We start from the raw sequence: 25,986 nt of genomic DNA, 5'->3' as shown, positions 1-25,986 counted from the left end.
TTTTCTTGGGTCGTCGATCAGCTGCCGGACGCCGCGCGGTCGATGAACAAACTGCCTTTGGTGACGATCTGCTCGCCGGGTTTCAGATTGCTGGTGACCTCGACGAGGTTGCCGTTGATGAGACCGATCTTGATCTGGCGCAGCTCGACCGACTTGTCCTCGCGCGCGACCCAGAGGCGGACCTTGTCGGCCTCGTAGATCAGCGCATGCTTCGGCACCGCCGGCGCGGCGCGGTCGCCGGCCGAATAGATCGTGACGTTCGCGAACATTTCCGGCTTGAGCAGCCCGTCCTTGTTGTCGATCGTGGCGCGGACCTGCAGGCGGCGGGTGGCGGGGTCGATCGCGGCAGCAACGTAGTTGATCTTGGCGCTGAACGGACGGCCCGGCAGCGCCATCACATTGACGGTGATGTCCTGCCCGATGCACACCGCGGCCGCATCGCTCTCGCGCACGAAGGCCGTGAGCCAGACCGTGGAGAGGTCGCCGACCACGAAGACCGGATCGCTGGCGCCGGAATTGACGTATTGGCCCGGGCCGATCTTGCGTTGCACGACCGTGCCGGAGATCGGCGAGTAGATCGTGATCTCCCGATCGATGACGCCCTTTTCCTGGAACGTCTTGGTGGCTTCGTCGGTGAAGCCGAGGATGCGCAGCTTGTTGCGCGCGGCTTCCAGCGCCGCCACCGAGGAGCGCATGTCGTTTTGCGCCTGCACCTGGGCCGCTTCCGCCTGCTGGTAATCCTTGAGCGGAATGGCATGGCCCTCGTAGAGGTCCTTGGCGCGCTTGAACTGGATGTCGGAAAGCTCGAGCGCCGACTTCGCCTTGTTCTGCGAGGTCATCGCCGCGATGAAATCGTTCTGGGCCTGCACGGTGTCGGCGGCCTCGATCGTAAACAGCGGTTGCCCTTGCTTCAGCGTCTCGCCGGGCTTGGCGAGCAGCTTGGTGACACGGCCTGCATAGGGCGAGAACACCGGCGTCGAACGATCCTCGTCGACCGCGACCTTGCCCTCGGTGACATACTCGGCCCGGAAGCTCCTGGCGGCGACCGGTTCAATCGTCAGCGTCGCCCATTCGGACGGTGTCGGCGTGAAGGTCTGCGCGTTCCTGCGCGACTGGCTGGAGATCTCGGAGTGCTTTTTTGCCTTCGGGCCCGAAGAGAACAAGCCGTACGCTCCGACACCGGCGCCGGCGACAGCTAGTAAAACTACGGATGCGATCACCCGTTGTTTTGCAATCACGTGCAATCGCTTGGTAATCTCAACTGCCATGGGGCCCGGTCGTGTCTGCGACGATCTCGGCAAATGATTGCCGCATCGGTCGCGCTAATAGTGCCGATTTGGGATTTCAAACAACCTAAAAAACGCGTCGGCCCTTTCCGTCTGCGTTAAAATTTTGCGACATGTCAGCTTCATGTCAGCTTCGGCCCGGCCATTGTGCCGGATGACTGCCGAGCGGCATCGCCGGACGACTCCATTGCGCCGGCGTCTTCGACAGCCAAACGGAATGCTGCACCGCCTTCAACGTGCCGAAGCCAGATTGCATGTGCTCTATGAACGCAGAATGTACGGCCTCTCCCGTAACATCCGGGGTATTCAATCCGCCCTCGAGCCGACCGAGATTCCGCAGCCAGAATGTCGGCGGGGCTTTGCATGGCTGCTTCTCTCCCCGCTCATTTGCTGTACTTTTCGCGACCGTGTCATGATCGCAGAAAGGATTGCAATGGCCGCCATCGATCCCCTCATCGCAGGTGCCGTGTTCATCGCGACGGCGGCCACCGACGCCGTCTATGTCATGTTCACCTCGGCCGTGATCGCGCGCAAGCGCATCCCGGCGGCGAACTGGAGCGCGGTCTGGTACCTGCTCTCCTCTTACGCCGTGATCAGCTACACCGAGAACGTCTTCTACGTTGCCTTTGCCGCAATCGGCTCCTGGGCCGGCGCCTATGCCTCGTTGACCTTCCTGCACCGCCCGCCCGGCGGCCCGCCGGTGGGAGCGGCGCCGGAGTGAAGTGTCTCCGCGTCATTGCGAGGAGCCCTTGCGACGAAGCAATCCAGGATCCTTCCGCGGATGCATTTCTGGATTGCTTCGCGGAGCCTGTCATCGGGCCGCGCTTTGCGCGGACCCGGTGGCTCGCAATGACGACGTGGAGGCTTCTGGGCGCCTCGCGAAACAGCTACACTCGCAGCACCAACAAAAAGGAGCCAACAATGGATCTCGGTCTCAAAGGCAAGAACGCTGTGGTGCTCGGCGGCACGCGTGGCATCGGGCGGGCGATTGCGGCGACGCTGGCCGGCGAAGGCGCCAATGTCGCGGTGTGCGCGCGAAACGCCGATCAGGTTGCGGCCACCGTCGCGGAGCTGAAGGCGGGCGGCATCCGCGCCACCGGCGGCCCCGTCGACGTCACCGACGGCGCGGCGCTGAAAAGCTGGATCGAGACGGCTGCGCAAGAGCTCGGCGGCATCGACCTGCTGTTCTCCAATGCCGGCGCAATGGCGCAAGGGCACGATCCCGCATCCTGGGAGCAGAACTTTCGGCTCGATGTGCTCGGCGCCGTGCACGCCTTCGACGCCGCCCGACCGTTCCTCGAGACAAGCGGCGCCGGCAGCGGCGATGCGGCCTTCGTGATCATCTCGTCGATCTCCGCGGCGCAGGCGGACACGGCCAGCTCCTACGGCCCGATCAAGGCCGCGCTGATCCACATGGCCAAGGGACTGGCGCGGCAATACGCGAAGAAGAAGATCCGCGTGAATGTCGTGTCGCCCGGCACCGTCTATTTCAAAGGCGGCGTCTGGGAGATGATCGAGAAGAACATGCCGGAGCGGTACCAGGACGCGATGAAGCGCAACCCGACCGGCCGCATGGCAACGCCGCAGGACATCGCGAGCGCGGCGGTGTTTCTGGCCAGCCCGGTGTCGGGATTCACGACGGGTTCGAATTTCGTCGTGGACGGCGCGATTTCGAACAGGGTGAATTTTTGAGGGCAGCTTGCCGAGCTCTCTCTCCTCCGTCATGGCCGGGCTTGACCGGCCATCCACGCACTGCTGCGCACTCCGAAAGAGGTGGATGCCCGGGTCAAGCCCGGGCATGACGACTGAGAATGAGGCGCAATCATCGCAACAAACGTCGGCAGTAGCCCGCGCTCGCTCAATGAAAATCCCGCGACGGCGGCAGGATGCGGACGTTGCGGGGGTGGCGGATTTTTTGTGCCGGCATATCCGTGAGCGCGCGGGGGTCTTCGTTGAGCGGCTCGACCAAGGTGGCGCCTGCGGGCAGCGGATGCTTGCGGCCGAGCGCATCGTTGGCGAGGCCGACCAGATCGTGCGAGCGGTCGATCATGCGCTGGGCGATGAGATGCGTCACCTTTTCGGGGCTGCTCTGGATGTAGCCTTCGACCAGGATGAGGCGCGCGCCCATCACTTCTTTCCGGTACTGCTCCATGATCTTGGGCCAGACCACGACATTGGCGATGCCGGTCTCATCCTCCAGCGTCATGAACACGACGCCGCTGGCGCTGCCCGGCCGCTGCCGCACCAGGACCACACCGGCGCAGCGGACGCGGCGCCGCTCGTTCTCATGGCTGATCTCCTTGCAGGCCACGATGCGCTCGCGCGTAAACATCTCGCGCAGGAATTCCATCGGATGGCCCTTCAGCGACAGCCGGATGGTCTGGTAGTCCGCGACCACCTGCTCGGCGCGCGGCATCACCGGCAGCGGTTTTGCGCCTTCGTCCGGCTGCTCGCGCGCGGTCGCCGCCTCGAACAGCGGCAGCGGCACGTCGTCGGGCAGCCGCCGCACCTGCCACAGCGCTTCGCGGCGGTCGAGCCCGAGCGAGCGGAACGCATCGGCATCCGCCAAGAGGATCAGCGCGCGCTTGGGCAGACCGGTGTCGCGGGCGAAATCCTCCAGCGAGGTGAAGGGACGGCGGTTGCGCGCGGCAATGATGCGGTCGGCCCAGTCCTGGGCTTTCTCGACACCGTCATTCCGGGGCGACGCGTCAGCGTCGAGCCCGGAATCCATTCCTCCGCCAGGCGTATGCGGCGCGATGGATTCCGGGTTCGCGCTACGCGCGCCCCGGAATGACGACTGAGAGCGCTTCAGGCGCTCCTCATCCTCGTCCAGCCAGTGGAATCCATCGATCTGGCGAAAGCCGAGGCGCACGGCGCAATACTGACCGCTCCCCTCCTCCAGCGTGTTCTGTGCAAAGCTGTAGGACACGTCGATGTCGCGCACCTCGACGCCGTTCTTGCGGGCGTCGCTGACGATCTGCGCCGGCGCATAAAAGCCCATCGGCTGCGAATTCAACAGACCGCAGCAGAAGGCGTCGGGATGATAGTGCTTCAGCCACGACGAAATGTAGACCAGCTGTGCAAAGCTCGCGGCATGGCTCTCCGGAAAGCCGTAGGATCCAAATCCCTTGATCTGGTCAAAGCAGCTTTTGGCGAAGTTGGGATCGTAGCCGCGCGCCACCATGTTGCCGATCAGCTTCTCCTCATATTGGCCGATGGTGCCGACATTGCGGAAGGTCGCCATCGAGCGGCGCAGGCCGTTGGCTTCCTCGGAGGTGAAATGCGCGGCCTCGATCGCAATGCGCATCGCCTGCTCCTGGAACAGCGGGACACCGAGCGTCTTGTGCAGCACCTTGTAGAGTTCGTCCTTGTCGCCATGCTCCGGCGACGGAGACGGATAGCTCACCTTTTCCAGCCCGTTCCGCCGCCGCAAATAAGGATGCACCATGTCGCCCTGGATCGGCCCGGGGCGCACGATCGCGACCTCGATGACGAGATCGTAGAAGGTGCGCGGCTTCAGCCGCGGCAGCATGTTCATCTGGGCGCGGCTCTCGACCTGGAACACGCCGAGCGATTCCCCGCGGCACAGCATGTCGTAAACCCTGGGGTCGTCCTGCGGGACGCTCGCCAGCATAAAACGCTCGCCCTTGTGCTGGTCGATCAGATCGAAACATTTCCTGATGCAGGTCAGCATGCCCAGCGCCAGCACGTCGACCTTCATCATGCTCAGTGCATCGACGTCATCTTTGTCCCATTCGATGAAGGTGCGGTCGTCCATCGCGGCATTGCCGATCGGCACATAGGTGTCGAGCCGGTCCTGGGTCAGTACATAGCCGCCGACATGCTGGGACAGATGGCGCGGGAATTCAATCAACTCGGTCGCAAGCTCGACCGCGAGGTTGATCATGGGATTGTTCGGATCGAGCCCGGCCTGCCGGACCTGCATGTCGTTGAGGCCCTTGCCCCAGCTGCCCCAAACGGTGTCGGCGAGCGCGGCGGTGACGTCCTCGGTCAGGCCGAGCGCCTTGCCGACGTCGCGGATGGCGCTGCGCGGGCGATAATGAATGACGGTGGCGATGATCGCGGCGCGGTGGCGGCCGTAGCGGCGATAGACATATTGCATCACCTCCTCGCGGCGCGAATGCTCGAAATCGACGTCGATGTCGGGCGGCTCCAGCCGCTCCTTGGAGATGAAGCGCTCGAACAACAGGTCCACCTTGGTCGGGTCGACCGAGGTGATGCCGAGCACGTAGCACACGGCCGAGTTCGCCGCCGAGCCGCGGCCCTGGCACAAAATGTTCTGGCTGCGCGCGTAGTGGACGATATCGTGCACGGTGAGAAAGTAATGCGCGTATTTCAGCTCGGCGATCAGCGCGAGCTCCTTCTTCAGGGTCGCGCGCAGCTTGTCGTCGATCTTGCCGCCGAAATATTTGTCGACGCCCGCCCAGGTCAGGTCCTCCAGATGCCCCTGCGCGGTCTTGCCCGGCGGTACCGGCTCGTCGGGATATTGATACTTCAGCTGATCGAGCGAGAACTCGATTGCGTCCGCAAAGCGCATGGTCTGCGCAATCGCCTCGGGAAAATCGCGGAACAGCCGCGCCATTTCACGCGGCGTCTTCAGGAAGCGCTCGGCATTGGCCTCTAACTTCCGCCCAATCGCCTCGATCGTGGTCTTTTCCCGGATGCAGGTCAGCACGTCCTGAAGCGGACGGCGGCCGGGATCGTGATACAGCACCTCATTGGTCGCGAGCAGCGGCACCTTGGCCTTTGCGGCGAGATCATCGAGCCGCAAGAGGCGACGCTTGTCGTCGCCGCGATAGAGCAGGCTCGCCGCCAGCCACACGCCCTCGGCACGGCTCGCCTTCAGCTTTGCGAGGACATCCAGCGCCCGCGCCAGCTCGAAACGATGCGGCAGCGTCAACACCAGGAGCTGGCCTTCCGAGAATTCCAGGAGATCGTCAAGCCTGAGATGACACTCGCCCTTTTCGATCCGCGTGATGTCATCGCCACGCTTGCCCCTTGTCAGGAGCTGGCACAGCCGGCCATAGGCCGCGCGATCGCGTGGATAGACCAGGATGTCGGGCGTGCCGTCAATGAAGACGATGCGAGCGCCGATCAACAGTTTCGGCTTGTGCAGCACCTCGTCATTGTCAAGCTCCTGGTAGGCGCGCACCACGCCGGCAAGCGTGTTGTGGTCGGCAATGCCGATCGCGGGAATCCCGAGCTTGCTCGCCTGATGCACATAGGCGCGCGGATCCGAGCCGCCGCGCAGGAAGGAGAAATTGGTGGTGATGCCGATCTCGGCATAGCTAAGGGTATTCATGCGAAGAGACCGTGCACATACCAGCCGGGAGACGCCGGCTTGCCGTCACCGTCGAACACCTCGCCTTCATAGAGACCGTCGCGAAAGATCCAGAAGCGCAGGCCTTCGGCATCCTCGATGCGGAAATAATCCCGCGTCAGCTGCTTGCCGTCCTGCCGCCACCATTCCATCGCGATGCGCTCGGGCCCCTCGACCCGCACCACCGCATGCAGCGCGCGCCGCCAGGTGAATTGATGCGGCGGACCGTCTGGCACGGTCGCGAACGGCACCTTGATCGGCTCCGGCTTGTCGAACAGCCGCAAGGGACGCAGCGGCGGCTCGCTCGCGACGCGCGCCGGCCATTCAGCCTGCATGGCAGCAGCGAGATGATGCTGCGCCGATGCGGCCCGCACCGCGCTTTCGGGGATGTGGGTATCCTGCGGCAGGTGCACGACGACACGCCTGCCGCCGATCCGCGCGGCGATGCGGTCGATCAGCGCCGCGAGCTCGTCATTGTCGTGGACATGGGCATCGAGATCGCGCTGCTCCTGCACCACGATTTCGGTGCGGCTCGCCGACAACCGCACCATGTCGAAGCCGAAGCCGGGATCGAGGGGATCAGCGAGTGCATCGAGCCGCTCGCGGAACAAGCGGTCGACCACGGCGCTTCGCGTCACCGGACGTCCGGTCTCGACCGTAATCGTACGCACCACACCGTCGGTGCGGAAGAACGCCGCTTCAAGCCGCCGCGCGCCTTTGCCCTGCTTCTCCATGGACGCGATCAACGTGTCGGCGAGCCGCGACAGCGTCATCGCGATCATGGTGTCGGTTGCGATCGGCTCGGCAAAGCGCTTCTCGACGATGTAATCGGGCAGCGGTTTGCGCGGGCTGATCGGCGCATCACCCTGCCCCAATGCATGGGCGAGCAGCGTGGAGAAGCGCGCGCCGAACCGCGCCGTGATCTCGGAGGCGCTGCGCGATGCGACGTCGCCGATGGTTTTCAGCCCGGCACGGCGCAGGCCGGTGGTGATGGCTTCACCCGCACCGAGCGCGGAGACTGGAAACGACCTGATCGCCTCCGCCTCGCCGCCATCGGCCACGATGGTGCCGGATACCTGCCGCGTCAGCGTGCGGGCGCAGATCGAGGTGCCCGCGATCGCCGCGCTGACGGCAAAGCCTTGCCGGCCGAGCGCACGGACCAGCGTCTTGAGCAGCGCGGCCTCGCCGCCGAACAGATGCGCGCAACCGGTGATGTCCAGGAACAGCCCGTGCGGTGGATCGAGCGCCACCAGCGGCGTGAAGCGGTCACACCAATCGGCGATATCGCTGAGCGTCTTCGCATCGGCCACGGTATCGGCGTCGAACACACGCAAATCCGGGCACATCGCCCGCGCATTGGCCAGCGGTTGGCCGATATACAGGCCGAGGCGCTCGGCGGCCTCGTCCAGCGCATGGATCACCAGCGCATTGTTGTCCTTGATGACGACAATGCTCGGCTCATGGTTGGTTTTACCCAGCCCGGCGCTGCCAAGGAACCGCTGGATCCTGTCGATGGGCAGGCGCGGCAGCCACAGGCTGAGGATACGTCGACGGTTCACTGAACTGGCACTCATCACAATTCCATTCCATGATCCACCGGCCGCAGGGGCCATGACGATTGCGCAAGAGTTCGGCATCGAACACCGGCGCGCCCCAGGCACTCCACACCGAGCCCGGCGGCGAAGGCGCCGCACGCAGCATCCATCGTGTCTCCGCGGTCGAGGGCAGCGGCTGCGCGGCCATCCGCAGCAAGAGGCCGGTCACGCCCGAGCCTTGCGCGGCCAGCGTCAGCTTGCGGCTTGCCACCAGATCGAACTGCCTGGTCTCGCCCCAGAGCTCGAGCACGACGGCGCCGAGCGCATCGCAGGCGAGCGCGTCGGCCGAGGTGCGCAGCGCGCTCTCGACATCGGCGGCGCGCACCATCACCACACGGCGCGGATCGAGACCGAGCTCGGATAGCCCGCTCATCGACAGCGCGCCGGTTTCGAGCTCCGAAAAATCTTGCCGCACCCACAATAGCGGCCGGCGCGCGCTCACGCGTCCCGCAAGGCCCATGACAAACCCCGTCGCGGCCGCGCCCTGTCGCCCCTCGCAAAACACCTCGTGGATCGCCGCGCGCGCGAGCCCGCCCTTCAGCGCGGCGTCGGCCGCGCCATGGCCGAGCGCGATGCGATCGCGCGGATGCACGACCTCCGCCGTCTCGATGCGCTCGATCTGGCCGCGCAGGATCGCAAGCGCGCTCATACGTGCGCCGCTCATGCTCGCCGCTCCTCAGAGGTGATTGCCGATGGCTCTCAAAAAGAGAACCAGCGGCTGGCTCATTTGTTCATGATATGTTCTAATATAAAGCTAACGGCGCCGGCAGAGTCAATCGAATTGGCGCATCCAAAGATTCATGAGCGGAATCAAAGAGATTCAAACATGGACGTACAACGCAAGCTGGAGATTCTGGCGGATGCCGCCAAATACGACGCATCCTGCGCCTCCAGCGGTACCGAGAAGCGGGATTCCAGCGACGGCAAGGGCATGGGCTCGACCGCGCCGGGCATGGGCATCTGCCATTCCTACGCGCCGGACGGACGCTGCATCTCCCTGCTCAAGGTGCTGCTGACCAACGCCTGCAATTACGATTGCCTTTATTGCGTCAACCGCGCCTCCTCGAATGTCCCACGCGCCCGCTTCACCATCGACGAATTGGTCAGGCTCACGCTCGACTTCTACCGGCGCAATTACATCGAGGGCCTGTTTCTCTCCTCCGGCATCATCCGCAGCCCTGATTACACGATGGAGCAAGTGGTGAGCGTCGCGCGAAAACTGCGCGAGGAGCATCATTTCCGCGGCTACATCCATCTGAAGACCATTCCCGAGGCCGACGACGCGCTGATCGCCGAGGCCGGCAAATATGCCGACCGCCTTTCGATCAACATCGAGATGCCTGAGGAGACGAGCCTGCAGCAATTCGCGCCGGAGAAGGACGTGCGCGCGATCCGCCGCACCATGGGCTGGCTGCGGCTGAAGCTGGACGAGGCCGAGGAGAGCCGCAGCGCCAAGACGAAGGCCAAACCGCAGCGCTTCGCGCCCGCCGGACAAAGTACGCAGATGATCGTCGGCGCAGATAGCGCCTCCGATCACACCATTCTCCACACCAGCGCCAACCTCTACGGCGCCTACCGGCTGCGGCGCGTCTATTACTCCGCCTTCAGCCCGATCCCCGATGCCAGCCGCGCGCTGCCCCTGCGCGCGCCGCCGCTGCTGCGCGAGCACCGGCTCTACCAGGCCGACTGGCTGATGCGGTTCTACGGCTTCGACGTTGGCGAAATCGTCGACGACAGCGCGATGCTGCCGCTCGACATCGATCCCAAGCTGGCTTGGGCGCTGCGCCACCGCGACCGCTTCCCGCTCGACGTCAACCGCGCCAGCCGCGAGGAGCTGCTGCGCGTTCCGGGCTTCGGCACCAGGACGGTCGAACGCATCCTCGCAACGCGGCGCACCACCACGATCCGCCTCGCCGATCTCGCGCGGCTGCATGTGCCCCGCGACAAGGCGCTGCCGTTCATCGTCCTCAGCGATCACCGCCCCTCACCGCATCGTCTCGATGCCGCCGGGTTGATCGAACGGTTCAAGCCGAAAGCAACGCAACTGGGATTTGGCTTCTGATGCAGTACATCATGCTCGACACCGAAACCGATTTCGACGGCTGGCGCAAAGCCGCGCGCAGCCTCGTGCTCCATCACGTGCCGCCCGGCGCGGTCACCTGGACCGTGCAGGGCCACGAAGCCGAGCTGTTCGCACCGTCCTCGCCGTCTCCGATCCTCGAGGTGAACGACGGCACGTTCACCGTCTCGGCAAAATTCGTCGAGCTTGCCAAGGCGGCGATCCTGCATCGCGACGGCGAGCGCTTTGCGATCCTCTATCGCTTGCTGTTCCGGCTGAAGGACAATCACGATCTCATCGAGGTCGCGACCGACCCCGATGTCGCGCTTGTCTCGGCCATGGCGAAAGCGGTCTATCGCGACGAGCACAAGATGCATGCCTTCGTGCGCTTCCGCGAGATCGGCCGGGAACGCCAGGCGCACTACGTCGCCTGGTTCGAGCCGGAGCATCACGTCGTCGAGCTCGCCGCGCCGTTCTTCGCCAAGCGCTTTGCCGACATGCCCTGGTCGATCCTGACGCCGGACCTCTGCGCGCATTGGGACGGCCATGCGCTCTCGTTCACGCCGGGCGTCAGCAAGAGCGAGGCGCCGGGCGAAGACCGGCTGGAGGAAACCTGGCGGCGCTACTATGCCAGCATCTTCAATCCGGCCCGGCTCAAGGTGAAGGCGATGCAGGCCGAGATGCCGAAGAAATATTGGAGGAACCTGCCCGAGGCTTCGATCATTAAGCCCTTGATCGAGGACGCCGAGCGCATGACCGGCGCCATGATCGCCAATGCCGCAACCGATCCGCACAAGCCTCAGAAGCGGCCGGAGGCTCCGATGAAACGCAAGTCAGCTGCCGACGATCTCGAAACGCTCCGCGAGGAGGCCGCGCATTGCCGCGCCTGCCATCTCTACAAGGACGCGACACAGACCGTGTTCGGCGAAGGGCCGAAGAATGCCAACATCATGCTGGTCGGCGAGCAGCCCGGCGACAAGGAAGACCTCGCCGGCCATCCCTTCGTCGGCCCGGCCGGGCAAATGCTCGATCGCGCACTGGAGGAGGCCGGCGTCGACCGCAAGAAGGTCTATGTCACCAACGCGGTGAAGCACTTCAAATTCGTGCCGCGCGGAAAGATCCGCCTGCACCAGAAGCCGAACACACCTGAGATCCGGGCGTGCCGGCAATGGTATGAGCGGGAAGTTTCGACAATCCAGCCCGATCTCATCGTGGCAATGGGCGCCACTGCCGCGCAGAGCGTGTTCGGCAAGATCACCCCCATCGGCAAGAACCGCGGCCGGTTGATCGAGCTTCCCGACGGGCGCAAGGCGCTGGTGACGGTGCACCCGTCCTATCTGCTGCGACTACCTGATCCCGAAGCCAAGGTTCTGGAATATCGGCGCTTCGTCGAAGATCTGAAGATCGCCGCCGGCCTGCAGAAGAAGGCCGCACGGGCTGCGTGAATACAGCGGGAATGGCCTCACGCCGTTGTTGACGATCCGATTTCTCAAATAGACAAGGGCCCGCGGAATGCACGGGCCCTTTCACCTGTGCTTCGGACCCGGTCCTACGACGCCGCGAGCTGCTCCTCGACCAGCTTCACCCAATAGGACGTGCCGTAGACGATCGCCTCGTCGTTGAAATTGTAGGCGGGGTGATGCAGGCCGGCGCTGTCGCCGTTGCCGCAGAAGATGAAGGCCCCGGGCCGCGCTTCCAGCATGTAGGCGAAATCCTCGCCGCCCATCAGCGGCGCCATCTCGTGGACATGGGCCTCGCCCGCGACTTGCGTGGCGACGCGCCGTGCCACTTCGGTCTCCGCCGCATGATTGTTCACGACCGGGTAATTGCGCTTGTAGTGCAGGTCGATCTTGGCGCCCGTGATCTGCGCCATGCCCGCCACGACCTCATGCACGCGCTTCTCGACCAGCTTGCGCACCTCCGGCGACAGCGTGCGGATGGTGCCTCTCAGGGTCGCAGTCTGCGGAATGACATTGCGGGCGTTGCCGGCGTGGAATTCGCAAATCGATACGACCGCCGATTCCAGGGGATCGACGCTGCGCGAGACGATCGACTGCAGGGCCGTGATCACCTGCGCGCCGACCAGCACGGAATCGACGCATTTGTGCGGACGCGCGGCGTGGCCGCCGACACCCTCGATCATGATGTCGACTTCGTCGGTCGCCGCCATGATCGGGCCCGGCCTGATCGCGAACGAGCCGACCGGGATGCCCGGGCCGTTGTGCATGCCGTAGACCTGCTCGATGCCGAACCGCTCCATCAGGCCGTCCTTGACCATGGCCGCGCCGCCGGCGCCACCCTCCTCGGCGGGCTGGAAGATCACCACGGCATCGCCGGCGAAATTGCGCGTCTCGGCGAGATAGCGGGCCGCCCCGAGCAGCATCGCGGTGTGGCCGTCATGGCCGCAGGCGTGCATCTTGCCGGGAATCTTGGAGGCGTAAGGCAGATTGGTCTGCTCCTCGACCGGCAGCGCGTCCATGTCGGCACGCATGCCGATCACCTTGAGCCCCTCGCCGGTGGGCTTGTTGCCCTTGATCACGCCGACGACGCCGGTCTGGCCGAGACCGGTCACGACTTCGTCGCAGCCGAACTCCCGCAACCGGTCCGCAACGAATGCTGCGGTGCGGTGGACATCATACAGCAGCTCGGGGTGCTGATGGATGTCCCGCCGCCAGGCCTGGATATCGGGTTGAAGGTCGGCGACGCGGTTCACGATGGGCATGGAAGGTCTCGAGCTGTTGGAAATGCAGGTCTGTCTACCATGCAAGCGTCGGTCCACCCAACCCGCCGGCAATCGGGGTCTAGCCCTGTTCACCCGGCATGGCCGGGCTTGTCCAGGTCGGCTGCGTCTGCCTATTAACGGAAAGCAAAGAGACCATCCGGGTGGAAGCAGAATGCCGAGGCGGCTTGAAGGTGAGTTTGACTACATTGTCGTCGGAGCCGGCACCGCGGGCTGCATCGTCGCCAACCGGCTGTCGGCTGTCCCAGGCAACCGCGTTCTCATCCTTGAAGCCGGCGGCGACGACAACTGGATCTGGTTCCATATCCCGGTCGGCTATCTCTTCGCCATCGGCAATCCGCGTTCGGACTGGATGTTCAAGACCGAGGCCGAGCCCGGCCTGAACGGCCGCTCGCTGGCCTATCCGCGCGGCAAGGTGATCGGCGGCTGCTCGGCAATCAACGCCATGATCTCGATGCGCGGACAGGCTGCCGACTACGATCATTGGCGCCAGCTTGGCCTGACCGGCTGGGGCTATGACGACGTGCTGCCGTTGTTCAAGCGCCTCGAGGACCACTTCCTCGGCGCCAGCGAGCATCACGGCGCCGGCGGTGGCTGGCGCATCGAGGCACCGCGGCTGTCATGGGCCATTCTCGACGCGGTCGGTGACGCCGCCGAGGAGATGGGCATCAAGCGCATCCCGGATTTCAACACCGGCGACAACGAAGGCACCAGCTATTTCCACGTCAACCAGAAGCGCGGCCGGCGCTGGTCCTCGGCGCGCGGCTTCCTCAAGCCGGCCTTGAGGCGCCCCAATCTGCGGCTCGAGAAGCACGTGCTGGTCGACCGCCTCATCATCGAGCAGGGCCGCGCCGTCGGCGTGCGCTTCATCCAGAACGGCGAGATCATCGAGGCGCGCGCAAAGCGCGAGGTGGTGCTCTCGGCAGGCTCGATCGGCTCGGTGCAGGTGCTGCATCGCTCCGGCATTGGACCGGCCGACTGGCTGTCGCCGCTCGGCATCGACATCGTCATGGACAAGCCCGGCGTCGGGCGCAATCTGCAGGATCACCTGCAGCAGCGCGCGATCTACAAGGTCGAGGGCGTGCGCACGCTGAACGAGACCTATTACAATCTGTTGCGCCGCGGCCTGATGGGGCTCGACTACGCTGTCCGCCGCCGCGGCCCGCTCACCATGGCGCCGTCGCAGCTCGGCATCTTCACGCGCTCCGATGCGACGCGCGCCCGCGCCAACATCCAATTCCACGTGCAGCCGCTCTCGCTCGACAAGTTCGGCGATCCCCTGCACCGTTTCCCTGCGATCACGGTGAGCGCGTGCAATCTGCAACCGACCTCGCGCGGCACTGTGCGGTTGCGCGCGACAACGCCTGACGAGAAGCCGATCATCGCGCCAAATTACCTGTCGACCGACGACGACCGCCAGGTCGCCGCCGACGCCATTCGCACCACGCGGCGCCTGATGCAGCAGAAAGCGCTGGCCAAATATCGCCCCAGCGAATATCTGCCCGGCCCCTCCGTCGGCGACGACGATGCCTCCCTCGCAAAAGCCGCCGGCGACATCGGCACCACCATCTTCCATCCCGTCGGCACCGCGAAGATGGGCACGGCGAACGATCCAATGGCGGTGGTGGACGAGCGGTTGCGATTCTACGGCCTCGACGGCCTGCGCATCGTCGATGCCTCGATCATGCCGACGATCACCTCGGGCAACACCAACACGCCGACCGCGATGATCGCTGAGAAGGGCGCCACGATGATTCTGGAGGATGCGAAGTAGCATCCCATCGCTCATGATCGATCCGCACCGTTTCTCAATCGGTCCCGCCGACGCAGAGATCGCCATGCTGCAATGGGGCGACAGCGGCAAGCCGCCTGCCCTGCTCGTACACGGCACCGGCTTCGTCGCCGACGTCTGGCACGAGGTCGCGCGCGAGCTCGCATCGACCTACACCGTCTATGCCCTCGACCGACGCGGTCATGGCGCAAGCCACAAACCCGGCGCCTATCACTTCCTTGATTACGCCGACGACATCTGCCGGGTGGTCGATACGCTCGATCTCCGCGACATCTACGGGATCGGCCACAGCGCGGGTGCGACCGATCTCCTTCTCGCGGCGAAACTCCTGCCCGGTCGCTTCGCACGCCTGTTCGTGATGGAGCCGACCGTCATGGACCCGCGCGCGGCGCGCTCCGGAGGATTGAGCGAAGAATCGCTCGCCCGCGTGCAGGGCACGCTACGCCGACGCGCCGAGTTCGACAGTCCCGACGCAGTGTTCGAACGTTACCGCGCAGCACCGGCGTTTGCGGATTGGACCGAAACCTCGCTACGGACGTATGTGCGCCACGGCTTCGCGCCCCTGGATGACGGCCGCGTCCGGCTCTGCTGCACGCCCAAAATCGAAGCCGCGATCTTGCTTCCCATCTACGAGGCGATGGAGCAGGTCTACATTGGGGATGCCCGCGGCAATCCGTTCGCGATGCTCAGCGAGATCGACTGCCCGGTGCGCGTCACGACAGCGGCGAAGTCGGGTCCAATCTACAAGGAGATGGCGCGACGCGCTGTGTCGCTGATCCCGGGTGTGACCACACGGGTTTTCGAGAATGCCGGCCACTGCGTCGCGCAGGAAGTGCCGGAGCACGTGGTGGAAGCCGTGCGCGAGTTTGCCAAATAAGGTTCGGCCGCGGACCGAGGCGGCCTGAGCGAACGTCTCTAAGCCGACCTGCGCACCGCGTTGTCCACCAGCGTCTTGCCGAGCGACCAGATCGCACCGGGGACCTTGTGGCTGCCGGCGATGACGTCGTCGAAGGCGCGCTCGATCCAGGCGCAGTCTTCCTCGGTGATCGTGAGCGGCGGCAAGAGCTTGATGGTGTGGCTGCCGTGGCCGGCGACTTGCGTGAGGATCTTGTGATCCTTGAACAGCGGCACGGTGATGAGCTGGCAGAACAAGCCCTTGTTGGCGGTCTCCAGCACGTTCCAGGAGGCCCGCAGGCGCAGCGACTTCGGGGGGCCGAATTCGATACCGATCATCAAGCCCTTGCCGCGGACTTCCTTGAGCAGCTCGTAGCCTGGCACCATGCGCGTCAGCGCGAGGCGCAGCTCGGCGCCGCGCTTGGCGGCCGCATCGATCAGCTTCTCCGATTCCATGACGTCGAGCGTGGCTATGCCCGCGGCCATCGCGAGGTCGTTCTTGGAGAAGGTGGAGCCGTGCACCACCGCGCGGTCCATCTGGTTGAAGATCTTGTCGAAGATGCTCTTGCGCGTCAGCACGGCGCCGACCGGCACGTGGCCGCCCGACAGCGACTTCGATAGCAGCACCATGTCGGGCTCGACGTTCCAGTGCTCGACCGCGAGGAAGCGGCCGGTGCGGCCCATGCCGGTCTGGATCTCGTCGGCGACGAACAGCGTGCCGTATTTCTTGCAGAGCGCGGCCGCGCCGGGCAGGAACTCGTCGGTGGGCATGTTGACGCCCTTGCCTTGGATCGGCTCGACCACGAAGGCTGCGACCTCGCGCGAGGCCAGCGCCTTTTCCAGCGCCGCCAGGTCGTTGAACGGGATCGCGGTGCAGCCCGGCAGCAGCGGCTCGAAGCCGGTGCGGAAATTGGCATCGCCGGTCAGCGACAGCGCGCCGTAGGTCAGTCCGTGATAGCCGTGCGCGCAATAGACGATGCCGGGACGCCCCGTCGCGCCGCGCGCGAACTTGATCGCGGCCTCGACGCATTCGGCGCCGGAATTGGCGAAGAACGCCTTGTCGAGATAGGGAACGTATTTCAGGAGGCGCTCAGCCAGCACACCTGCGAGCGTCGAGACGTCGAATTGGACGAGGTTGGGCAGGTCGGCATCGAGCACGCTCTTGAGCGCCTCGCGCATGACCGGATGATTGCGCCCGATCGCAAACACGCCGAAGCCGGACAACAGGTCGAGATAGCGCGCGCCCTCACGGTCGTAGAGATACTGCCCATGCCCCTTCTGAAAGCCGACATCGTAGCCGATGGTCTTGAGAACCCGGACGAACTGCTCGTTCAGATACCGGTTATGCAGGGTGCTGCGCTGGGCCTGACGGTCCGCGAATAGCTGAGACATGTCTGGATTTGGGCTGTGCATCCGCTACATACTTCGGTTGAGGGCCGTCTCGTCAACTGAAAACGGACCGTTACTGAAAACGGTCTGTGCGGCCTTTTGCCCTTTTTCGGACCATCTTCGCAAGCACAGCTTTAGACCATGTTGCACTGCCAAGGAACACACATGCGTTTGGCCCTTTACACCGGACTAATACTGGCTGGCGGTTACGCCGGCCTGACGCCCGCGCTCGCCGCGGATCCGACCGGCGACTGGCGGGTCGCCGACGGCGTTGCCAACATTCGCGTCGCCCAATGCTATGGCAGCATGTGGGGCGCGGTTTCCTGGGAAAAACAGCCCGGCGGACGCGACGAGAACAATCCGGACGCCTCGAAAAAGAACAGGCCGACGCTCGGCATGGCAACCCTGATCGACATGAAGAAGAAGCCCGGCGTCGATCAGTGGGAAGGACAGGTCTACAACGCCAAGGACGGCCAGCTCTACAGCGCGACCATCACGCCGGCCGGTCCCGACCAGCTCGAGATCAAGGGCTGCGTCATGGGCTTCCTCTGCGGCGGCGAAACCTGGACCCGGGTCGGCCCGCCGATCCCTTCGAGCCCTGCCAACGCAATGGCCAAGGGCGCAGCGAAATCCAGCGGCACTGCGCCGAAGCCCCAAGGGGGGCAAGCGGGGCAAGGGGCCCAAGCAGCCCAAGCCGGGAGCGGCACCACCACGCCTGCGCCCGCAGCTCCCAAGGCCGCCGGCGCAGCCAAGCCCGGTCAGAAGGGCGCCGCCGACCCGGTCGGCGACATCTGCCTACTCGCTGAGATTGCGGGGTTTGCCCATTAGGGCCGGCTGGAACAGCAGCACGGCGGCGAGCGTCGTCACCAGCGACAGTGCCAGCAGCTTGCCCATGCTGGACGTGCCGGGATGGCTCGACAGCCACAGGCTGCCGAACGCGGTCGCGGTCGTCAGCGCGCTGAAAAAGATCGCGCGCGTCAGGCTGGTCTGGAGCAGGTTCGTCCTGCCCGAGCGCCAGGCCACGACATAATAGATCTTGAAGGCGACGCCGACGCCGAGCAGCAGCGGAAGCGCGACGATGTTGGCGAAGTTGAGCGGCAGGCCGATCAACACGCAGATCTCGAGCGTCACCGCGCCGGCAACCAGCAGCGGCACCAGCGTCATCAGCACGTCGACGAAGCGGCGCAGCGTGATCCACAGCAGCAGCCCGATCACCAGCAGCGCATAGATGCCGGCGTGGATGAACGCCTTCACAACGGTGTCACCGGATTTCAGGATCGAGACCGGACCGCCGATCGCAGTCGGCTCGGCCTGGAGAACCGCCGCCGCGAATTTGCGCAGCGTATCGTTGTCGTTGGGATCGCCCTTGGGCAGCGCCTCGACGCGGATGATGCCGTCCTTGCTCTTCCAGGCGCTGACGAGATCGGGCGGCAGCGAGCTCAGGGTGACGGGACCTGCCTGCATCGCGTTCCTGAGCTGGTCGAACACGATCTTCAATGGCGCGACGAACACGTCCTGCGCCTTGTTGCGCGTGGCCTCGTCGCCGTTGGCGAGCTTCTCGAGCGCGTCGGCAAGACGGCGCGAGGCAACAGCGCCCGGGCCCTTCGCGTCGCCCGCGGTCCGGCGCAGATTGTCGACCGACGATTTCAGCGATTCGACATTCTCCTGGTCCGTCGGCGCCGCGTCGATCTGATCGGGGTTGAGCGCCGGATTCAGCACCTTGGCGCCCTGCGCGATGAGCTTCAGCTTCGGCGGCTGGTCCTGCGGCACGAAGCTGTCGAGCGACATCACCCTGAGCACCTCGGGCACCTTCTCCAGCTTCGCCTCGACCTGCCTTGCCTGCTCCTCGGACGTGGTCATCACGTTGATGGCATTGGCACCAGTATTGGGGTCCTTGCGCAGATCGAGGAAGGTGGCGATCGACTCGGCGTGCGGATTGCGCAGGTTCATCGGGTTGAAGTCGAACTTCATGAAGTAGAGCAGCGGCAGGCCGCCGAGCGCGAGCAGCAGCGTGCCGCCGACGATCAGCACCCGATGCTTTTCCAGGAAGTGATCGAGCGGCGCCAGGAAGGCGTACCCGACAGGCTCCGGCTCGCCGGGCGGGTTCAAAAGCTTGAGCAGCGCCGGCAGCACGGTGATCGACGAGATGAACGCCACCAGCATGCCGACGCCGGCGATCTGGCCGAGCTCTGCGATGCCCTTGTAGTCGGTCGGCATGAAGCAAAGGAAGCCCGCGGCCGTCGCCATCGCCGCCAGCGACAGCGGCACCGCCGAGCGCTTGGCTGCCAGCACCAGCGCGCCCGCGAGATCATCGTGCTTGTAGCGCTCCGAGCGGTAGCGGACGCTGTACTGGATGCCGAAGTCGACCCCTAAGCCGACGAACAGCACCGCGAACGCGATCGACAGCAGGTTGAACGATCCGACCATCATCAGGCCGGCCGCTGTCGTGATCGCCAGACCGACGAACAGATTGACGAACACCGCGAAGATGATCTTCGACGAATGCAGCGCGAGCCATAGGATGACCAGCACGACGAGAATCGTGCCGACGGCGTTGACGACCGCGCCCTCTTGAACGGTCGCGTATTCCTCGTTGGCGATCGGCACCGGACCGGTCAGCCGCACCCGCGCTTGGTATTTGCCGGCAAAATCCAGATCCGCCGCCGCTTTCCGGATCGCGTCGGTCGCATCCTTGCCGGGCTCCAGCGCGTTGTAGTCGAGAATCGGCTTGAACTCGATAAAGGTGCGCTTGTCGGAATCCTTGAGCGGCTCGTCGCTGACGAGTTCGCGCCAGGAGAAGCTGGCGTTGCCCTTGTTGAGCACGGTCTCGACCGTCTGCGCGATCAGGTTGAAGGGCCGCTCGGTGCTATCGAGCTTGACCTGGCCCCGCTTGACGCCGGCAAGGCCGGTCTCCAGCGCCCCGGTCAGGCCGCGGATCGAGGGATCGCCGGCCATGATCTCGATCAGCGGCGCGGCGGCTTCGAACTGGCCGGTGATCTTGCCGACCTCCTCGGTCGGCAGGAACAACAGGCCGTTCCGCTCGAAGAACGCGCCGCTGCCGAGCTGCTGCATCGAGTGGAAGTTGGTCCTGTCGTCCTTCAGCCTGGCATAGAGCGCGTCTGCCGCGGCGCTCGCCATTTCCGGCGTCCTGGCCTCGACCACAGCGAGGATCATTTCGTTCTGATCGAACGCCTTGTCGAATTGCTGGTCACGCTGCCGCCAGTCCAGATTTTGGGCAATCAGCGAGTTGATATCGGTGTTGATGGCGAAGTGGCGCGCAGCGTAATAGCCCGCCCCCACCGACAGCAGGAGCCCGAGAACGACGACGAGGGAGGCAAACCGGGTGCAGGCCCTGACGATGGCAACGACGACGCTTTGCAGCACTTCTTTTCTTTCTGCGGTTAACAGCTTGCCGGAAACGCCCGCTGTTTATCGGAGTTCCCGGCCGAAACCTATTGCTGTTTTGGGTGGTTCTCGCCGCCAGAAGGTTCGAGGTAAACGGCGGGAGACCGTGGCAAAATCATGCGGGGCGGCCGGTATAGCCAGGGAGTTGAGGCGGGAACGTGACGAAGGACTATGCAGGAATGTCGCGCACGCAGGCACACCGCAATCCCCTACTAAAATACCTCATAGACGCCTCCCTCAGCGGTTCCACCTTCCCCTACCGCCGATTTTTTGACACAAAGTATTGCGCCTCCATGCGCCGGAGCCGTCCACAGGGGTGGGTGGCTACCGCAGGCGCGAACCAATGGTGCGGATATTGCAACTCATTGGTCAGTATCGGAGTGCCGCTTGGGGACTGCAAAGAGCGGATTGGTGCAACTTGCGTGATGGGCGTCCAATGGAAGTTTATCTGGCGCAACCGCGCGGCTTCTGCGCGGGGGTGGTACGAGCAATCGAAATCGTGGAGCGGGCGCTGGAGAAGTACGGCCCGCCCGTCTACGTGCGCCATGAGATCGTGCACAACAAATACGTCGTCGAGAGCCTGAAGGCCAAAGGAGCCATCTTCGTCGAGGAACTCTCCGAGGTACCGCCGAAGGCGGTGACGGTGTTCAGCGCGCATGGCGTCGCCCGCAGCGTCGAGGAAGAGGCCGTCGCGCGCGACCTTCCGGTGCTCAATGCCACCTGCCCGCTGGTAACGAAAGTTCACAATCAGGGGAAGCGCTACATCGGCAAGGGCCGCACCCTGATCCTGATCGGCCACGCCGGCCATCCCGAGGTCGAGGGCACGATGGGCCAGGTCCCCGGGCCGGTGCAGCTTGTCCAGAGCGTTGAAGAGGTTAAGGCGCTGACCCTGCCGGCGGATACGCCAGTGGCCTACATCACCCAGACCACCCTGTCGGTCGACGACACCAAGGACATCATCGCGGCCCTTCAGGCCCGCTTTACAGACATTCAAGGTCCGGATATCCGGGATATCTGCTATGCGACACAGAACCGCCAATCTGCGGTAAGGGACTTGAGCAAGCTGGTCGACGTGATCTTGGTGGTGGGCGCTGCCAACAGCTCGAACTCGAACCGGCTCCGCGAAATCGGCACCGAGGCCGGCGTCGCGAGTTATTTGATTGCCGACGGCAGCGAGCTCAATCCGGAGTGGTTGAAGGATGCCAGGACCGTCGGCGTCACGGCCGGCGCTTCGGCGCCCGAGGTACTCGTGGATGACGTGATCGAAGCGATGCGGCGGATCGGACCGGTAAAGGTCTCGGTGTTGCCGGGCCGCGAGGAAAACATCGAATTCCGGCTTCCGGCCCAACTGGCCGCGAGCTGACCCACCCGAATTGAAAAGCCCAGAAAGAAACCTGTAATGGCTATCCCGTTCTTCAAGGAAATGCGTATCGGCGGCTATTTGCTCAAGCAGAAACTGCTTGGCCGCAAGCGCTATCCGCTCGTGCTGATGCTGGAGCCGCTGTTCCGCTGCAACCTCGCCTGCGTCGGCTGCGGCAAGATCGATTATCCCGATGCGATCCTCAACCGCCGCATGACGGCGCAGGAGTGCTGGGACGCCGCCGACGAGTGCGGCGCGCCGATGGTCGCTATTCCCGGCGGCGAGCCGCTGATCCACAAGGAGATCGGCGAGATCGTGCGCGGCCTCGTCGCGCGCAAGAAGTTCGTCTCGCTCTGCACCAACGCGCTGCTGCTGGAGAAGAAGCTCGATCTGTTCGAGCCCTCGCCTTATCTGTTCTTCTCGGTGCATCTCGACGGCCTGCGCGACCACCACGACAAGGCCGTGTCGCAGAAGGGCGTGTTCGACCGCGCGGTGTCGGCGATCAAGGCGGCCAAGGCGCGCGGCTTCACCGTCAACGTCAACGCCACCATCTTCGACGGCCACCCGGCCGAGGAGATCGCCAAATTCCTCGACCTCACCACCGAGCTCGGCGTCGGCGTCTCGATGTCCCCGGGCTACGCCTATGAGCGCGCGCCGGACCAGGAGCACTTCCTCAACCGCACCAAGACCAAGAAGCTATTCCGCGACGTCTTTGCGATGGGCAAGGGCAAGAAGTGGAATTTCATGCATTCCGGACTGTTCCTGGACTTCCTCGCCGGCAACCAGGAATACGAATGCACCCCGTGGGGCATGCCCGCGCGCAACATCTTCGGCTGGCAGAAGCCCTGTTACCTGCTCGGTGAAGGCTACGCGAAGACCTTCAAGGAGCTGATGGAGACCACCGACTGGGATTCCTACGGCACCGGCAAGTACGAGAAGTGTGCCGACTGCATGGCCCATTGCGGCTACGAGCCCACGGCTGCGACCGCAGCGCTCAACAACCCGCTGAAGGCGATGTGGGTGGCGCTGCGCGGCGTGCGGACGAGCGGCCCGATGGCGCCGGAGATCGACCTCTCCAAGCAGCGCCCGGCGCAGTACATCTTCTCCGAGCAGGTCCAGAAGAAGCTCTCGGAGATCCGCAAGGACGAAGCTGCGGCTGCGCAGGCGAAAGCAGCGCAGAAGGCGTCGACGGCGGCGTAAAGCGCAGAGCCCGTAGCCCGGATGGAGCGCAAGCGAAACCCGGGATGGTCTCTCCAAGGCCCCGGGTTACGCTTCGCTCCGTCCGGGCTACGAACGTCGAAACAAAAAGGCCCGGACGCCAATGGCGACCGGGCCCTTTCTTTATTCTCAGATCGAAGCCCCCGCTCACGCCGCCTTCGACACCAAGGCCTCGCTCTCGACGAACTCCGTCCCGATCAGATAATCGCGGCAGCCGCGCAACGACCGCAGGGCGCGGTTGAAGTCGATGCCGGTCGAGACCAGGGCATGCAGCGTTGCCGGATTGCGCACGATGCCGCGCAGCACGGCTCCGAGGTCGATCTGGCCGTTCGGCTTGATCGCCGCGCGGGCGAGCGCCGGCAGCGCGCGGTGGGCGGGGTCGCTGATGACGCGGACGGCGGCGAAGGGCAGCCCGGCCTCGGCGGCGTATGCCGCGGCGATGTGGCTTTCCATGTCGACCGCGGCGGCCCCGGTCTCGGAGTGCAGGGCCGCCTTGCAGGCGCGCTTCGTGACCACTTCCTCGGCACCGGCGAGGCTGCCGCGCACCACGCGGCGGCGACCGGAGGTCAGGCGCTCGATCAGGTCGTCGCCGAGCGACAGGCCAGCGGCCCAGCGTGTGTCGCCGGAGAGCACCTCGGTCGCCAGCACGACGTCGCCGGAGCGCAAGCTTGGGTCGAGCCCGCCGGCCACGCCGAACGAGATCACGCCGCGAATCGTCTCAGGATCCACCACCGTCAGAAGCGCCCGCAACTGGGTCGGGCTGCTGGATGAACAGATGACCGCCATTCCGGGCCCGGCCGCGATGCGGGCCTCCTGAACCAATCCGGTCACGATCAGTATCGGCCGCGGGTCGATGGCCTGACCCGCGGTAACATAGTCCCCCGTCCCCAAAGTCACATTCCGACCCCTACCACCCTGCTGTTGGTGTTCCGCAAGTTCCGATACCGCGCCAACGCCCACAGCGGAAAGAACTTTGGGTAACCATGATAACGTAGATAGAACACGCGGGGGAAGCCTGTGGCGGTGTACCGCTGCTCGTCCCACAGTCCTTTTTTGTCTTGTGTTGCAATCAGGTACTCCACCCCGCGGGCAACGGCCGGGTGATCAACCTCGCCTGCCGCCATCAGGGCAAGCAAGGCCCATGCCGTTTGCGAGGCGGTCGAGGGGGCGGCCTCCCAGCCCTTGTAGTCGAGCCGGTAGCTGACGGCGTCCTCGCCCCAGCCGCCGTCGTCGTTCTGGATCGAGGTCAGCCAGGCCGCCGCCTTGCGGATCATGGGGTCCTTGTGGTCGACGCCGGCCATGTTGAGGGCGCACAGCACCGACCAGGTTCCATAGATGAAGTTCATACCCCAGCGGCCGTACCAGGACCCCTCCGGGTGCTGGGTCTTCCGCAAATAGGCGACCCCGGCGGCCACCTGCTTGCTGGTCTTGGCGGTCTCACCGAGCTGGGCCAGCATCGAGATGCATCGCGCCGTGACGTCCTCAGTCGGCGGATCGAGCAGCGCGCCATGGTCCGAGAACGGGATGTTGTTGAGGTAATATTCGAGGTTGTTGACGTCGAAGGCGGCCCAGCCACCGTCGTCGCTCTGCATGCCCTCGATCCACTCCCGGCCGCGGGCGATCGCGTCGTCATAGCCGGCCGCACCGTGCTCCCGGCGCATGCGGTCCATCGACATCACCACGACGGCGGTGTCGTCGAGATCGGGGTAATGGGCATTGTTGTATTGGAAGGCCCAGCCGCCCGGGCGCACGTCGGGCCGCTTCACCGCCCAGTCGCCCTTCACCTCGAGCTCCTGCCTCGGAATCAGCCAGTCGAGGCCCTGCTTGGCGGCCGGCACCGCCTTGTCACCGCCGGCCTCCAGCAGCGCATGCGCGGTGAGCGTCGTGTCCCACACCGGAGAGACGCAGGGCTGGCAATAAGCTTCGTCGTCCTTGATGACGAGCAACTTGTCGATGCCCCGGCGCGTGATCGCGCGTGGCGGGAAGTTCTCGTCCTTGCCGAGGGCGTCGTACATCATGACGATGTTGGCCATGGGCGGGTAGATCGCGCCCATGCCGTCCTCGCCGTTGAGCCGTTCCTCGGTGAAGGCGAGCGCGGCGTCGATCGCGCGCTTGCGCAGACTCTTCGGAAACAGCGGCTCGATCACGCGCAGGATCGCATCGAGCGAACGAAACAACAGAAACCAGGCCATGCTCTGATGCGGCGCCTTGGCGGTCATGCCGATCGAGCGCGGATCCTGCAGGAACAATTCGTCGATGCCGACGCCCTTCGGATTCCTCGCGCGCGGCTTCAGCGCGGCGATCACCATCAGCGGCACCATCGTGGTGCGCGCCCAGTAGGAGATCTTGTTGAGGTGGAACGGCGACCAGAACGGCAGCAATACGATCTCGATCGGCAGCACCGGCACCGCGCGCCAGGTCACGACACCGAAGGTCGCGAGAAGGAAGCGGGTGAAGACGTTGCTGTTGATCGCGCCGCCGCGGGCATGGATTGCCTCGCGCGCCCGCACCATATGCGGCGCGTCGATGGAGTCGCCGATCATCTTCAGCGCGAAGTACGCCTTCACGCTGGCGCTCATGTCGAACTCGCCGTCATGCACCAGCGGCCAGCCGCCATGGGCGCCCTGGATGCGGCGCAGGTAATTGCCGATCTTGGCCTCGAGCACGGTATCGACTGGCTCGGCGAGATAATGGCGCAGCAGAACGTATTCGGCCGGAATCGTGCAGTCGGCCTCGAGCTCGAACACCCAATGGCCATCGGATTGCTGGAAGCCGAGGAGGCCCTGGGTCGCCGACGCAATGCTCGATTCCAAAGCTTCGCGGCTGGTCGCGGTCACGGAATCCATGTCGCTCGATTGCTCCGATAGTCGATTGAAAGTTGACCGGGAGAATTGCCCGTCGGGCCGC

At 64.7% G+C, this 25,986-nt stretch carries 18 protein-coding genes and 1 pseudogene; 9 read left to right on the top strand and 10 right to left on the bottom strand.

The features are described 5' to 3' along the window. Nucleotides 1–17 precede the first annotated feature (17 nt). Together I6F36_RS16815 and I6F36_RS16810 are read right to left on the bottom strand one after the other, a co-directional pair. On the bottom strand, nt 18–1,268 hold the full coding sequence (locus I6F36_RS16815; protein ID WP_225171805.1) for an efflux RND transporter periplasmic adaptor subunit: 1,251 nt from the start codon (nt 1,266–1,268) through the stop codon (nt 18–20). A gap of 145 nt (nt 1,269–1,413) precedes the next feature. Next, a pseudogene (locus I6F36_RS16810) lies at nt 1,414–1,629 on the bottom strand (CoA transferase); the annotation flags it as partial. Between the two features lie 90 nt (nt 1,630–1,719). On the opposite strand from I6F36_RS16810, the gene I6F36_RS16805 reads away from it, so the two are divergent. Next, nucleotides 1,720–2,007 (top strand): hypothetical protein, encoded by a 288-nt coding sequence (locus tag I6F36_RS16805; protein WP_036006055.1) that lies wholly within the window; start codon nt 1,720–1,722, stop codon nt 2,005–2,007. 200 nt (nt 2,008–2,207) lie between these two features. After that, complete coding sequence (locus tag I6F36_RS16800; protein WP_225171804.1) at nt 2,208–2,978, top strand: SDR family NAD(P)-dependent oxidoreductase; 771 nt, start codon at nt 2,208–2,210, stop codon at nt 2,976–2,978. Between the two features lie 166 nt (nt 2,979–3,144). Here the strand turns inward: I6F36_RS16800 and I6F36_RS16795 are convergent, their stop codons facing one another. From I6F36_RS16795 to I6F36_RS16785, 3 genes are read right to left on the bottom strand one after another with little or no spacing between them, the layout of a single operon-like run. Then, nucleotides 3,145–6,609 carry an error-prone DNA polymerase gene (locus tag I6F36_RS16795; protein ID WP_225171803.1) on the bottom strand — a complete coding sequence of 1,155 codons (3,465 nt, stop codon included), beginning with the start codon at nt 6,607–6,609 and terminating at the stop codon, nt 3,145–3,147. Further along, a complete protein-coding gene (locus I6F36_RS16790; RefSeq protein ID WP_225171802.1) occupies nt 6,606–8,201 on the bottom strand; it encodes a DNA polymerase Y family protein in 1,596 nt (531 codons plus the stop codon). The genes I6F36_RS16795 and I6F36_RS16790 overlap by 4 nt, the downstream gene beginning before the upstream one ends. Beyond that, nucleotides 8,098–8,886 carry an ImuA family protein gene (locus I6F36_RS16785; RefSeq protein WP_225171801.1) on the bottom strand — a complete coding sequence of 263 codons (789 nt, stop codon included), beginning with the start codon at nt 8,884–8,886 and terminating at the stop codon, nt 8,098–8,100. Before I6F36_RS16785 ends, I6F36_RS16790 begins: the two co-directional genes overlap by 104 nt. Nucleotides 8,887–9,048: 162 nt before the next feature. On the opposite strand from I6F36_RS16785, the gene I6F36_RS16780 reads away from it, so the two are divergent. Then, nucleotides 9,049–10,284 (top strand): putative DNA modification/repair radical SAM protein, encoded by a 1,236-nt coding sequence (locus I6F36_RS16780; RefSeq protein WP_225171800.1) that lies wholly within the window; start codon nt 9,049–9,051, stop codon nt 10,282–10,284. Further along, complete coding sequence (locus tag I6F36_RS16775) at nt 10,284–11,726, top strand: UdgX family uracil-DNA binding protein (RefSeq protein ID WP_225171799.1); 1,443 nt, start codon at nt 10,284–10,286, stop codon at nt 11,724–11,726. Before I6F36_RS16780 ends, I6F36_RS16775 begins: the two co-directional genes overlap by 1 nt. Before the next feature lie 104 nt (nt 11,727–11,830). Here I6F36_RS16775 and I6F36_RS16770 read toward each other — a convergent pair whose 3' ends face one another. Further along, complete coding sequence (locus I6F36_RS16770) at nt 11,831–13,003, bottom strand: M20 aminoacylase family protein (protein WP_225155565.1); 1,173 nt, start codon at nt 13,001–13,003, stop codon at nt 11,831–11,833. 172 nt (nt 13,004–13,175) lie between these two features. On the opposite strand from I6F36_RS16770, the gene I6F36_RS16765 reads away from it, so the two are divergent. Together I6F36_RS16765 and I6F36_RS16760 are read left to right on the top strand one after the other, a co-directional pair. Beyond that, on the top strand, nt 13,176–14,795 hold the full coding sequence (locus I6F36_RS16765) for a GMC family oxidoreductase (protein ID WP_036006074.1): 1,620 nt from the start codon (nt 13,176–13,178) through the stop codon (nt 14,793–14,795). 13 nt (nt 14,796–14,808) lie between these two features. Next, nucleotides 14,809–15,690, top strand: a complete 882-nt coding sequence (locus tag I6F36_RS16760) for an alpha/beta fold hydrolase (RefSeq protein WP_036023102.1) — start codon at nt 14,809–14,811, stop codon at nt 15,688–15,690. Nucleotides 15,691–15,728: 38 nt separating this feature from the next. On the opposite strand, the gene hpnO is transcribed toward I6F36_RS16760, so the two are convergent. After that, nucleotides 15,729–17,120, bottom strand: a complete 1,392-nt coding sequence (gene hpnO / locus I6F36_RS16755; RefSeq protein WP_036006078.1) for an aminobacteriohopanetriol synthase HpnO — start codon at nt 17,118–17,120, stop codon at nt 15,729–15,731. Between the two features lie 141 nt (nt 17,121–17,261). Here hpnO and I6F36_RS16750 point away from each other — a divergent pair, with 141 nt between their 5' ends. Beyond that, nucleotides 17,262–17,924, top strand: a complete 663-nt coding sequence (locus tag I6F36_RS16750) for a DUF2147 domain-containing protein (protein ID WP_036006080.1) — start codon at nt 17,262–17,264, stop codon at nt 17,922–17,924. Here I6F36_RS16750 and I6F36_RS16745 read toward each other — a convergent pair. Further along, nucleotides 17,892–20,480 carry an MMPL family transporter gene (locus I6F36_RS16745; RefSeq protein WP_109144425.1) on the bottom strand — a complete coding sequence of 863 codons (2,589 nt, stop codon included), beginning with the start codon at nt 20,478–20,480 and terminating at the stop codon, nt 17,892–17,894. The two genes, I6F36_RS16750 and I6F36_RS16745, sit on opposite strands and share 33 nt — an antisense overlap. A gap of 457 nt (nt 20,481–20,937) precedes the next feature. Between I6F36_RS16745 and ispH the strand changes: the two genes are divergently transcribed. Both ispH and hpnH read left to right on the top strand, forming a co-directional pair. Then, nucleotides 20,938–21,864: a 4-hydroxy-3-methylbut-2-enyl diphosphate reductase gene (gene ispH, locus I6F36_RS16740; RefSeq protein WP_036006084.1), complete on the top strand. Its 927-nt coding sequence runs from the start codon at nt 20,938–20,940 to the stop codon at nt 21,862–21,864. 36 nt (nt 21,865–21,900) lie between these two features. Beyond that, nucleotides 21,901–23,061 carry an adenosyl-hopene transferase HpnH gene (gene hpnH, locus I6F36_RS16735; protein WP_036006086.1) on the top strand — a complete coding sequence of 387 codons (1,161 nt, stop codon included), beginning with the start codon at nt 21,901–21,903 and terminating at the stop codon, nt 23,059–23,061. 165 nt (nt 23,062–23,226) lie between these two features. Here hpnH and I6F36_RS16730 read toward each other — a convergent pair whose 3' ends face one another. After that, nucleotides 23,227–23,976, bottom strand: coding sequence for a phosphorylase (locus I6F36_RS16730; protein WP_057027145.1), 750 nt, complete (start codon nt 23,974–23,976; stop codon nt 23,227–23,229). Further along, nucleotides 23,973–25,925, bottom strand: a complete 1,953-nt coding sequence (gene shc / locus I6F36_RS16725; RefSeq protein ID WP_036006090.1) for a squalene--hopene cyclase — start codon at nt 25,923–25,925, stop codon at nt 23,973–23,975. The genes I6F36_RS16730 and shc overlap by 4 nt, the downstream gene beginning before the upstream one ends. Between the last annotated feature and the right edge of the window lie 61 nt (nt 25,926–25,986).

The organism is Bradyrhizobium sp. BRP19, assembly GCF_020194195.1.
Classification (GTDB): Bacteria; Pseudomonadota; Alphaproteobacteria; order Rhizobiales; family Xanthobacteraceae; genus Bradyrhizobium; species Bradyrhizobium yuanmingense.
Note: the sequence above shows the minus strand (reverse complement) of the source record. Positions and strands in the feature narration are given on the sequence as shown.